This is a genomic window from Paenibacillus doosanensis (genome assembly GCF_025060755.1).
GTDB classification, from domain to species: Bacteria; Bacillota; Bacilli; order Paenibacillales; family NBRC-103111; genus Paenibacillus_S; species Paenibacillus_S doosanensis.
In genome coordinates this window covers 14,856-26,344 of record NZ_JANYUY010000015.1, presented here as the reverse complement: position 1 = coordinate 26,344, position 11,489 = coordinate 14,856, and the positions used below count along the sequence as shown (strand labels likewise).

The 11,489-nt window shown below is 55.8% G+C and carries 13 protein-coding genes; 10 read left to right on the top strand and 3 right to left on the bottom strand.

The window, feature by feature from the left end; translation table 11 throughout:
* The first annotated feature begins 86 nt into the window (after nucleotides 1–86).
* The 7 genes from N0M98_RS12980 (at nucleotide 87) to N0M98_RS12950 (ending at nucleotide 5,728) form a co-directional block, all read left to right on the top strand.
* The gene (locus N0M98_RS12980; protein WP_259618124.1) at nucleotides 87–764 is read left to right on the top strand and encodes a class I SAM-dependent methyltransferase; all 678 of its coding nucleotides are present in this window, start codon (nucleotides 87–89) and stop codon (nucleotides 762–764) included.
* 17 nt (nucleotides 765–781) lie between these two features.
* On the top strand, nucleotides 782–1,645 hold the full coding sequence (locus N0M98_RS12975; protein WP_259618123.1) for a carbon-nitrogen hydrolase family protein: 864 nt from the start codon (nucleotides 782–784) through the stop codon (nucleotides 1,643–1,645).
* 16 nt (nucleotides 1,646–1,661) lie between these two features.
* A complete protein-coding gene (locus N0M98_RS12970; RefSeq protein WP_249863799.1) occupies nucleotides 1,662–2,330 on the top strand; it encodes a GNAT family N-acetyltransferase in 669 nt (222 codons plus the stop codon).
* A 98-nt stretch (nucleotides 2,331–2,428) separates the two neighbouring features.
* Nucleotides 2,429–3,055: a superoxide dismutase family protein gene (locus tag N0M98_RS12965; RefSeq protein ID WP_259618122.1), complete on the top strand. Its 627-nt coding sequence runs from the start codon at nucleotides 2,429–2,431 to the stop codon at nucleotides 3,053–3,055.
* A 129-nt stretch (nucleotides 3,056–3,184) separates the two neighbouring features.
* Nucleotides 3,185–4,261 carry a DUF3900 domain-containing protein gene (locus N0M98_RS12960; protein ID WP_259618121.1) on the top strand — a complete coding sequence of 359 codons (1,077 nt, stop codon included), beginning with the start codon at nucleotides 3,185–3,187 and terminating at the stop codon, nucleotides 4,259–4,261.
* A 148-nt stretch (nucleotides 4,262–4,409) separates the two neighbouring features.
* The gene (locus N0M98_RS12955; RefSeq protein WP_249863796.1) at nucleotides 4,410–5,081 is read left to right on the top strand and encodes an HAD family hydrolase; all 672 of its coding nucleotides are present in this window, start codon (nucleotides 4,410–4,412) and stop codon (nucleotides 5,079–5,081) included.
* Between the two features lie 17 nt (nucleotides 5,082–5,098).
* Nucleotides 5,099–5,728 carry a pyridoxamine 5'-phosphate oxidase family protein gene (locus N0M98_RS12950; protein ID WP_259618120.1) on the top strand — a complete coding sequence of 210 codons (630 nt, stop codon included), beginning with the start codon at nucleotides 5,099–5,101 and terminating at the stop codon, nucleotides 5,726–5,728.
* Between the two features lie 130 nt (nucleotides 5,729–5,858).
* Here the strand turns inward: N0M98_RS12950 and N0M98_RS12945 are convergent, their stop codons facing one another.
* Nucleotides 5,859–6,083: an alpha/beta-type small acid-soluble spore protein gene (locus N0M98_RS12945; RefSeq protein ID WP_249863794.1), complete on the bottom strand. Its 225-nt coding sequence runs from the start codon at nucleotides 6,081–6,083 to the stop codon at nucleotides 5,859–5,861.
* A 111-nt stretch (nucleotides 6,084–6,194) separates the two neighbouring features.
* Between N0M98_RS12945 and N0M98_RS12940 the strand changes: the two genes are divergently transcribed.
* Both N0M98_RS12940 and N0M98_RS12935 read left to right on the top strand, forming a co-directional pair.
* Nucleotides 6,195–6,800, top strand: coding sequence for an ATP-dependent DNA ligase (locus tag N0M98_RS12940; protein ID WP_259618119.1), 606 nt, complete (start codon nucleotides 6,195–6,197; stop codon nucleotides 6,798–6,800).
* Nucleotides 6,801–6,846: 46 nt separating this feature from the next.
* Nucleotides 6,847–7,377, top strand: coding sequence for a GNAT family N-acetyltransferase (locus N0M98_RS12935; RefSeq protein WP_259618118.1), 531 nt, complete (start codon nucleotides 6,847–6,849; stop codon nucleotides 7,375–7,377).
* A 153-nt stretch (nucleotides 7,378–7,530) separates the two neighbouring features.
* On the opposite strand, the gene N0M98_RS12930 is transcribed toward N0M98_RS12935, so the two are convergent.
* On the bottom strand, nucleotides 7,531–9,234 hold the full coding sequence (locus N0M98_RS12930; RefSeq protein WP_259618117.1) for a vWA domain-containing protein: 1,704 nt from the start codon (nucleotides 9,232–9,234) through the stop codon (nucleotides 7,531–7,533).
* Between the two features lie 89 nt (nucleotides 9,235–9,323).
* The gene (locus N0M98_RS12925; protein WP_259618116.1) at nucleotides 9,324–10,625 is read right to left on the bottom strand and encodes an AAA family ATPase; all 1,302 of its coding nucleotides are present in this window, start codon (nucleotides 10,623–10,625) and stop codon (nucleotides 9,324–9,326) included.
* A gap of 145 nt (nucleotides 10,626–10,770) precedes the next feature.
* On the opposite strand from N0M98_RS12925, the gene N0M98_RS12920 reads away from it, so the two are divergent.
* Entirely contained in the window at nucleotides 10,771–11,247 is a 477-nt protein-coding gene (locus N0M98_RS12920; protein ID WP_249863789.1) for a glutathione peroxidase, read from the top strand.
* Nucleotides 11,248–11,489 lie beyond the last annotated feature (242 nt).

The following is an 11,489-nucleotide window of genomic DNA, read 5'->3' as shown; positions in this document are numbered from 1 at the left end:
GATTAAACCGGTGGTTACGATTGCTTTTTTGATGATATAATGGCTGAACAAAACAGTTATGATTTGGAAGTGAGCTGATAAGGGGAATGAATCCTCGCGAACTGTTCGGCGATATTGATATTTATTTATTCGATCAGCTGCTGAAGGGCCGGATTGCCGAGGGGATGCGGATTTTGGACGCCGGCTGCGGCATGGGACGCAACCTGACGTATTTTTTGCGCAGCGGCTATCCGGTGTACGCCGTCGACCGCTCCGACGAGGCGGTGCAGACGGTTCGCAAGATGGGACAGGCTTTGGCTCCCGTCTGGTCGGACGATCAGGTTAGGTCGGAGCCGGTCGAGAAGATGAGCTTTGCCAACGACCGCTTCGACGTCGTCATCAGCTGCGCGGTGCTCCATTTTGCCCAGAATGAAACGCATTTTCAACAAATGGTACAAGAAATGTGGCGCGTGCTTCGCCCCGGCGGGCTGTTGTTCATCAGACTGGCGACAAGCATCGGAATCGAGAATAAGATCATTCCGTTAGGAGACTCAAGGTATAAGCTGCCGGACGGAAGCACCCGCTTTCTCGCCGACGAGGAACGCATCCTGAAGACGACGGAGCGGCTGCAAGGGCTGCTCATGGAACCGCTCAAGACGGTTAACGTAGCCCATCAGCGGTGCATGACGACGTGGTGTTTGAAAAAACCGCATATTTTGTTCTTCGACCCGATTGAGGATAACACGAATGCGAGCGATAAAGATTTGCCAGCAAACCATGAATAAGGAGAGCATCGTTACCTATGAAATTAAGAGTATCTGCCGTTCAATACCATCTGCATACGATCGCAAGCTTCGAGGATTTCGCCGCTCAGGTGACGCATTACGTTAAAACCGCGGAGGAATTCGCAGCCGATTTCGTGCTGTTTCCCGAGTTGTTTACGACCCAGCTGATGTCGATCGGGGGCGGGAAGCATCATCCTGCAGCGCTTACGATTGAAGAACTGCCCGCTTATACGGAGCGGTATATGGAATTGTTCCGGTCGCTCGCGAAAAGCACCGGCATGTATCTCATCGGCGGAACCCACATTATCGAAGAGGGCGGAAAATTGTACAACACTGCATTTCTGTTTTACCCGGACGGCCGCGTAGGCGAGCAGCGCAAGCTTCACGTAACCCCTTCCGAGGTTAAAGGATGGAATATGCAGGCCGGAGACGCGCTTCATTTGTTCGATACGGATAAAGGGCGCATCGCCGTGCTGATCTGCTATGACGTCGAATTCCCGGAAATCGTAAGGATGGCGCGCGCCCGCGGCGCGGATGTGCTGTTCTGCCCGTCCTGCACGGACGACCGGCACGGCTTCCATCGCGTACGCTACACCTGCCATGCGAGAACGATCGAAAACCAAATCTATGTCGTTACGACCGGAACGGTCGGCTCGCTGCCGACGGTCGATTTCATGAGAGGCAATTACGGACAGGCCGCCGTCATTACGCCCAATGACGTGCCGTTTCCTCCGGGAGGGGTTCTGGCTGCCGGAGAGATCAATCACGATATGGTAATTACGGCCGATCTCGACCTCAGCTTGCTTCATGAAGTGCGCGAGAGAGGCTCCGTCACTACGTGGAGAGACCGCAGAACCGATTTGTATACGGACTGGAGCTAGAAGGGAGGGACACGGCTTGTACCGGAAAGAGCTGTACGTATTCGACCGGGATCGCCCCGTCATGACGACCGTTCGCAGCTATACGCACGCCGACTTCGCCGACTTGATCGATATTCAGCGGCAAAGCTTCCCGCCCCCGTTCCCGCCGGAGCTGTGGTGGAACGAACGTCAGCTGGACAACCATGTCGCTTTGTTTCCTCAAGGGGCGCTGTGCGTGGACATCGGCGGCAGGGCGGTTGCTTCCGTGACCGGCCTGCGGGTCGATTTCGATCCCGCCAGCCCGCGGCATACATGGGAGCAGGCTACCGACGGCGGGTACATCCGCAACCACAACCCGCAGGGGGATACGCTGTATATCGTCGACATATGCGCGCTGCCCGCTTACCGGAAGCTCGGGCTCGGCAAGCTGCTCATGCATTCGATGTACGAGGTCGTCATTGAATTGAAACTGAAAAGGCTGCTCGGCGGAGGAAGACTCCCCGGTTATCATGTTCATGCCGATCAAATGACGGCCGGGCAGTACGTTGAGGCCGTGCTGGAAGGGCGGCTGAAGGACCCGGTGCTGACCTTCCTGATGCGCTGCGGCCGAACGCCGGTTGCCTTGGCGGAGCATTACCTCGACGATGAAGAATCGCATCATTACGCCATGCTGATGGAATGGCGCAATCCTTTTCTGGCTCGTTAAGGGCAGGCGCCGGCGGGCGACGATTCGATGTTTAATTATTCTCCGATAGGACACAATGTAAAAGGAACATTTTACACAGGCCATTGGAGGATAAAGACATGAAAAACATCGTTAACCGCGGAGCCGTTCTGCTCAGCTTCGCATTGGTGCTCACATCCGGATGCGAATGGAGAACGGTGGCGACGACCGCCCAAGCGGATGAGGCCCATCCGGGGATGCATGAAAATGCCGGCGCCGGATCGGATACGGTCAGAGCTCAGGCGAACGAGCCGTCGGTCGCTCCGAAGTCGATCGACATCATTAACAGCAAAGGAACGAAGATCGGTACGGCCAAGCTGTCGCAAGTAGCCGAAGGCGTCAAGTTCCAGGTCGAAGTGTCCGGTTTGACTCCGGGCAAACACGGTATTCACGTTCACCAAACCGGCGTATGCACGCCTCCGGACTTCACGTCGGCCGGCGAGCATTTTAATCCGGAAGGCAAAAAGCACGGCTTCGACAATCCTCAAGGATATCATGCCGGAGACCTGCCGAATCTGGAGGTCGGCTCCGACGGCACCGCCCGCGCGGAGTTCGTCGATACGAAGGTGACTTTGGCCAAGGATAAGGCGAATTCGCTCGTGAAGACCGGAGGCACCGCGCTTGTCATTCATGAGAACGCCGATGACTACAAGACCGATCCTTCCGGCAATTCCGGGAGCCGGATAGCCTGCGGCGTCATTATGTAGCCGCGGCTGCTGCGGTTTGGCATTGCTGCCCGCAGAAACCTGTGATACGATAGGATGGAACCCACCTTAGGGGCTGAGTAATCTCGCCTATGGGGTGGGTTTTTATTTGTCACGGGGGAGCTTGCATACATGAAATTTGAAGTTGAATATATATCTTTCTTCGTCATTCAAACCGAAAGCGAGGACGGCCAGGGCGGCAAGCATTACAAGCATTATCAAACGCTGGACGGACAAGATTATTTGGAGAGCGAGCTCAGTTCGTTTCTCGGCAGCGAATTTACGAAGATAGCCAAGCGTCATGCGGAGCGCAATCCGAAGGCGGAGCAGGTGCCGACCAAGATCGGACGGTTCGCGGTAGAACCCGGCTACGACCTGGACAGCAATCCGAACTATAATATGTTTGACCGGCTGCGGACGGCGGAAACGAAGGAAATGTACATCGGCCATGCGGACGCTCTGGTCCAAGCTTACATGGATACGAGCGCGATCCGCGGCGGCGCCGTCTTTATCGTGCGGGCGAAGCATGCGCAGCTGTTCGACGATCCGTTTCTGTTTGTCTTAAAATGCGATTTCGAGCAAAAGATCGCGCGCATTACCGACGAGCGCAGCCTGCTTAACAAAGTGGAGATGGCGATCAACGCCAAAAATATGAAGTCGATCATGTACCCGCATATGCCGGAAGAAGGCATGGTGGAGCCGTGGGAGCTTAAAATTCATCAATCGTCCCATGCGCGGTATTTTGAAGACTTCCTGAAATTCGTCGAGTATGAGAAATCGATGCCCGAGATGATGAACGAGCAGGTGCTCGGCTTCGTGCATCAATATATCGAACAAGTGTACGAGGATAATCCGGAAGCGAAGGAGCAGGAAGTTCAGGCGATGGAGCTGTGGGCTTACAGCGAGAAGCGGGAGCTGCAGGAGAAATGGACGCCGGAGCAGGTCTCGGAGGCGTCGGCCATCCTGATCGAGCAGAAGCCGGATATCGAGATGAAGCTGAAGGTCGGCAACATGACGGTTCGCGGACTGCTGGCGGACTTTGGCGACCAATTGCATATCGCCAAGGTAGGCAGCCGCTATGTCGTCGTGATGGAGGGGGATTTCCTGCAATTCGACAAAGGCATATCGCCGGTCGAATTGCTCGATCCCGAGCCGCTGGAAAGCATCGTGGACCGGATTCAGCGGAAAACGGACGAAAGCGGCGAGTAAGAGAAGATGGTTAGAAGCCCGGTGAACAACGAGCGGGGGGCCGTTTGAATCCGGAAAAGCGATTCCGGCTACAACAGCGAGCGGAAACCTCTATCGACTGCAGGTCGCTCGTTTTTCACCGCTATTACAGGGGAGGCGGAGAAAACGGATGAAAGCGGTCATTTTCGATATGGACGGCGTGCTGATCAACAGCGAGCCGCTGCATTTCAAAGTGGAACAAATGGCGTTTAACCGGCTGGGAATACCGGCCGATATGGAAGAGCTGGAAAGCTACGTCGGGATGACAAACCCCGATATGTGGAGCAGAGTGAAGGAAAAGCACAATCTGGAGGCTTCCTTGGAAGAATTGATCGAATGGCAGGTTCAAATGAAGCTGAACGAGCTGCAGCAAAGCGCAGAAGGGCCGATCGACGGCGTCCCGGAGCTGCTCGGCTTGCTGAAGGACCGCCGGATCGCCGTCGGCTTGGCTTCTTCCTCGCCGAAATCGTTTATTCTCGCCGTGCTGGATAAGCTCGGTATCGCCGAATACTTTTCCGCCGTCGTCAGCGGGGAAGAGGTCGGCAAAGGGAAGCCTGCGCCCGACGTGTATCTGAGGGCCGCCGCGCTGCTCGGAGTCGCCCCTACCGACTGCGTCGCCGTGGAAGACTCGCGCCACGGGGTTAGGGCCGCGCAGGCTGCGGGGATGAAGTGCATCGGCTTCCAGAATGCCGATTCGGGTAGTCAGGATGTGTCCGCGGCAGAGGCGGTCGTAAGCTCCATAAGAGAAATTACGCCTGGGGTGCTGCTTCGCTTGGGGATGGAAGCTCGTGAAAACGATTAGAATGGAGTGATGCGTCAGTGGAGCGGGAGAATGAATTTCGGGACGTTATTACAGGGGAAGAAGAACTTCGGGACCTATTGGGGTATCCGAGCGAAGTCGTCGCGCGCAAAGCGATCGGCTCGTTGGACGATCACTGCCGCGATTATATCGCCAAATCTCCGTTTTTGCTCGTATCGACTTCGGATAGCGAGGGCAGGTGCGACGTGTCGCCCAGAGGCGACGCGCCCGGATTTGTACTGGTGCTTGACGGGCAGCGGCTCGTTATTCCGGAGCGGCCGGGCAACCGGCGTGCGGATTCGCTGCGCAACATTATATCCAACCCTCAGATCGGCCTGATCTTCCTCATTCCGGGGCTGGAGGAAACGCTGCGCGTAAACGGCCGGGCCTACGTGACCCGGGATGAGGAGCTGCTGCAGCGGATGCAGGCGATGGGCAAGAGTCCGCAGCTCGGCATCGGCGTCGTCGTCGAGGAATGCTACATGCACTGCGCCAAGGCGTTCAAACGGTCGCAGCTGTGGAAGCCGGAGAGCTGGCTGGGGCGGGAGCGTCTGCCGGTGCCGGCCCGGATTTTGGCGGCGCATACCGGAAGGGACGAACAGAGCATCGCCCAAGGGCTGGTGGAAAGCTATACGCAGCGTCTGTATTAAACGAGCGGAGCTAGTCCTTCGCGGTTATCCGCCGTGCTGCGCCAGGAGGACGGATAATTTATTAAGGCAAACGGCAAAGACGCCTCCAAATCCGCTAGGCGGAGCCGGAGGCGTCTTGGGTAGCGCCGGTCTATTTGTGGAAGCCCGTCAATTGCTGCTCGGCGATTTGCACGAGACGGCGAACCATGTGACCGCCGATGGCTCCGGTATCTCGGGTAGCCATGTAACCGTAGTAGCCGTCAGCCGGAATTTGAATGCCGAGCTCTTGGGCGACTTCGTATTTCAATTGCTGCAATGCCTGAGATGCTTGTTGTACGACCAGTTGGTTGCTGCTTCTCGATTGGTTGTTTGCCATAATGGACACCTCGTTGTTTGTATTTGGTAAGTAATCATCCAGTAATGATATGTTCCCCCAGCAATTAACTAATTATTCATGCATAGGCCTCATGGTATGATGAAATTGGTGATGACCATGAAATTAAGTCCGATGCTGGCGGAGCATGCCGACAGTATCTTTAATGACGAAGCGTACGTATTTGAGCCTAAATGGGGCGGGCGGAGGCTTATTTTATCCCGCCAAGGCATTGAGACGCGATTATGGCTGCGCGATAAGAACGAAGCGACGCGGCATTTTCCGGAGCTTCACCGGGTGCCGGCAGACGGTGATGTGGTGCTCGACGGCGAGGTATGCTGCCTCGATCCGCACACCGGGCGGTACGATCCTAAGCTGGCCGGAGACAGATTGCAGGCGAAAGGACATCAGCGAATCCGGGCTTATATGAAGCAGCGGCCGGCTTGCTATATCGTGTGGGATATCCTCATGTATAAAGGACGGGATTTACGGGGCCTGCCGCTAATGAAGCGCAGGTCCGTATTGGAGTCTGTACTGAAAGAAGACGAATATTTCCGGATTACGGAACAGGCGGACGGCAGGGGAGAAGATTTGTACCGGAAATCGCTCGCGGAGCAGCTGCCCGGCATCGTCGCCAAACGCAAAGACAGTCCGTATGTGTCCCGGCGTTCCCACGATTGGCTCGCGATAGCGCCTAAGCCGGACTCAGAAGGAATTTGAAAGAAGCAATCAATCGTAAAGATCATTCGAGAAGGGCTCTGTACCGATGAAGAATATGGAAAATATGGAGCGGCAGATACACCGATTAGGTCACGATGACGTGGAAAAAATACGCAGTCTTATGACGGACGTCATCTCGCGGCTTCCCTCGCAAGCGTTATTCGCTATGGACGAGGAAGAATATTTGTACGAGCACATTGGCGACAAAGGGGAGATATACGGCGCCTTCCTTGACGGACGCCTTGTAGCGTATACGGTGCTGAAGTTTCCCGGCATCGCCGCAGATAATCTCGGGAGAGAATTCGGCGTACCGGAGGAGGAATTGCCCTTCGTAGCGGTTCTGGACTCTACGGTCGTTCACGAATGCGCGCGAGGGCGCGGTTTACAAAGATATTTCCATCAATTGCGCGAGCAGCGCGCCCGCGAGAGACATTGCTTGTATTTGTATGCAACCGTTCATCCGGACAACAGGCCGAGCATTAACAATTTGGAGGCGGCCGGGCTGACGCGGCAGTTTACCCGTCCAATGTACGGGGGAAAGCTTAGACATTACTACGCCAAACGGTTAACGGATTAACGAAAGAACGATGTGCCGCTCGGCAGGGAAGGATGCCGGATTTCAGGCTCGAATAAAGAACCGGCAGTCCGGCGCTTGAATGCTTGCTCCGGGACTGCCGGTTCTACGGTATGAAACGGGCCTGCATCTTCCGGCATGGCTGCCCGAAACGGATTAGCGCTTGCGGAATACGTCGAGCAGGAGCTCGTCCTTGATCGGGTCCTGGGACTCCCACGTAGCGGCGAAGCGCACTTGATGGGACACCCCCAGGATCTCGTAGCGGTTCGCCAAGTGCTGCCGCGCGTTTCCGACGATCAGCGTGTGCAGCCGCACTTGCTTGCTCTTGCCGAGTTCGGCGAGCTGCTGCCGAACCGGGGCGCTGATGGTCCCGATCCCGTCGGTGACCATCACGAAGTCGGCATCCGTGAAGCGCGGATGCCCTTCCACAATCTCGATGCCGCGCTTGATCGGGGCATCGAAATGGGTGCCGAAGGCGAGCTGCGCCAGCGCGTAGAGCGCCGGCCAGTCCGACTTGCGCCAGTACAGCGGCTGCTCGATCAGCTCGCCGCGCGCGCCGAACAGCAGCAGCACGAAGTCGCGGCGCTCCAGCAGGCTGAAGGCGGCGAAGGTCGCGACGAAGATTTGCGCGAGCCGCAGCTTGCCGCCGCGCATGGAATGAGACGTATCCAGCATACATAGCACCGGCCCCTTCCGGGGCTCTTCGTCATACCCGGATACGTTGTAAGTCAGCAGCTTGCGATCCAGCCACTTGACCGTAAAATATGCTTCGTAATCCGCATCGGCCAGCAGACTCGCTTCGCTCGGCAGCATACGGCTAATGTCGCCGGATTGCCTGAGATCGTCATACGCTTCCGGGATATGCGGGGAGCGCAGCTTCTTGCGCTGCACCTTCAAATGCTGAAGGTTGCGTCCGACCTCCTGCAGGAACGCGATCAGCTCGGGATGCCGCTTGAGCTTTTCTACCCACTGCAGGTAATTGGCGAACTGCTGCCGGTGCAGCCGTCCGAGATCGGCGCCCCAGCGGCGGTTGGCGATTCGCTGGCTCGCCTGCAGCAGCTCGTGAACGTTCAAACTCTCCAGTTCCTCAGTTTCCAGCGTTTCCTTGAGCGAGCGGCTGAGCCACTGTCCAAGCTGCTCTTCGAGCTGCCGGAACATGTCCTGGTCTCGTTTCGTAAACCGTTCGAGCTGCCTCTCGCGCTGCTGAAGCTCGGTCTCCGCCTTTTTCAGCTTGAGCCGGGCTTTGTCCCTGCGCGTGAAGTCGGTGCGCATTTCTTCTTGAAGCTCGACGATCCTCCGCTTCAGCCGGACAACTTCGGCTTCGACCAAAGGACGGGTATCGAGCGCCGCTTGCTTTTCCTCCACATTGCGCTTGCCTTGCTGCAGCGTATAGCCGACCAGCTTGAGCCGCTCCAGCTGCTTCTCCGACAAATGCTCGTTCACTTGCGCCTGCTCTTGGGCTTGCTGTTTCTGTTCATTCAAGCCCATCGCCGTCAAAATCCGCTCATCCTGCTTGCGACGTTTCACTTCGTCTGCGTAGCTGGCCGTGAGCCACATTAAGCTCTTCAGCGCGGTTTTGAACGAGGCGTTCACTTCACCGATCGTTCTCGGATGGATCGTCCGGTAAAAAAATTGCTGCCGCAGCTGTTCCACAAGCCAGCGGTGAAAGGCGGAGGCATCCTGAGCGCGATCGATGTCCGGCTGCGGCAAGTAAAAGCACATGAAAAAATCGGCGAACAGTTCGACCGTAAACCACGGCGAAGTCGCCTGCGCCTCGCGGACCCATTCCTGCGCCGTCCGCGAAGAGTGGACATACCCGTCAAAGACGAACCGGTCGATTCGGGCGCATTGTATGATCATAATTCGTCACCGCCGACAAATAGATTGAGAGGGCCGTTTGTTCAGCAGACTACTAGGAGTCTGTCTGATGTACTCCGTCGGACAGATTCCTAGAGCGTGTAATCGTACTGGACGCCTGGAATTTCGCGGTCGAACAGCGTCCGGTACAGTCCCTGCAGCGTCTGGAGAATGCGTTCTCCCTGGATACGCAGATGGGTATATTTGACCGCGAAGCGGTCGGTTTGCGTCAGCAGAAAGTTTTGATTGCGGATATAACCGGGCAAATCCTTTTCCCGCTGCTGCCACTGTACGAGCTTGCCGCGCAAGGCTCTTGCCGTTTCCTCCAGCTCGATGCGGCAGCTCTCCAGCTTATCCTTCATCTGTTCCTGGGCTTCCTGGCTCATGCGGCCCCCGACTTCCTTCTTGAACTGAAACGAATGCAGCTCGTCTTCCATGCCGAGCCAGTGCTTGGCCGTTTGATCGTAGGCGCGCAGCGGCAGCTCGCGTTCGGATTCCTGCTTGAGCGCTTCCTGAAACTCCTTCTGGAACAGCTCCTGAAGCACGTGCAAATCCTCGGGGAAATCCCACAGCATATGCGGCGTATATACGGTGTCCCATACGTTGACGGTATTTCTGCCGTTAAGCGCAGCGGACGTTTTCCATACTTCTCCGATTTTGCGCCATCTGCGGTCGGAGAGGGAAAATTCCTTCGTTTCCATTTCCGTTTTCAACCGGTAGAGCATATAGATGAGCGTCTCCGGGATGGTTACGGCTGCAGCCGCCTTGCGTACGCTCTCCACATCCTTGACCGAAAGCAGGGAAGGCAGCGGCTCTGTCGGCAGCTGGAACATTTGCTCGTAGCTGGACATTTGTTTTAAAAATCCGACTTCGTAACGGATCAAGAACCGGTCGTACAGGGCGGCTAGCTGGTCGTTGTCCTCGGGCAGCTCGTTGGAGGCGGCCATCAGAAACACAAGAGGAACCTGCTCCTTCTCCCGCCCGTTGAAAAAGACGCGTTCGTTCAAAATCGACAGCAGCGCATTCAGAATAGCGCTGTTCGCTTTGAAAATTTCATCGAGAAAGGCGAAATCGGCCGAGGGCAAATAGCCCGCCGTTTGGCGCACGTAGACGTCCTGCTTGAGCTGCTGCAGCGAGACGGGGCCGAACATTTCATCGGGCGTCGTGAAGCGGGTCAATAAATAGTCGAACCATCCGCCGCCGCCGAACAGCTGGGAAACCGCGCGGGCCAGCTGCGATTTGGCGCTTCCCGGCGGTCCTATCAGCAGCGCGTTTTCATGACTCATCAGACCGAGCAGCAGCAGACGAATAAGCTCCTCGCGTTCCAGAAACCGTTCTTCCAGCAGCACGATGGCTTGCTCCAATTTATTTTGGATCGATTGGATATCGTTCATAAGGGGCCCTCCTAACCGTAGTCCATGGAAAGTTTAACCTTTACATTGTAACAAAATTGCTTTCGTTATACGAATCCGCCGAGGATTTTTATTCCAGCATTATTCATGTTAAGATAAAAGAAATCGAACTGAGGGAGGCATTCTGGTGGCATCCATTTATGATTTTTCCGTAACCGCGGCGGACGGCCGCACCAAATCGCTGGACGAGTACAAAGGGAAAGCCGTGCTGATTGTGAACGTAGCTTCCAAATGCGGATTTACTCCGCAATATAAGGGGCTTGAGCAGCTGAACCAAGAGTGGAAAGAGCGGGGGCTCGTCGTGCTCGGCTTTCCCTGCAACGACTTCGGAGGCCAGGAGCCCGGAACGGCCGAAGAAATTCAGCAGTTCTGCAGCATGAATTACGGCGTCACCTTCGAGGTGCTGGATAAGGTGAAGATTTTGGGAGAGGACAAGCATCCGCTGTACAAATGGCTGACCGAGCATGCGGAACCGCAGGGCGACGTCAAATGGAATTTTGAGAAATTTCTCATTGACAAGGACGGACAAATCGCAGGCCGTTTCTCCAGCAGAGTGGCGCCGGAGGACAGCGAGCTTCGGGACGCAATCGCCAAACAGCTGTAATTTACGGACCGCCGGGAATGAACTGCGCCTCCAATGTTAGATCGTATCTAACAATTGAGGTGCAGTCCACCTTTGGCGGTTTTTTTATTGAAAAGATATTTGCCGGCGCTGGCAGCCGGAATACGGTTTCCCCCAATCAATCGTATTTTTCCGGCATTATGTTCAAAAAATCATATAATGTTCGTGAAATAATACAAATTTCAACAAATTCCTATGCTTTTCGCCATGGATCGTTCGACCTA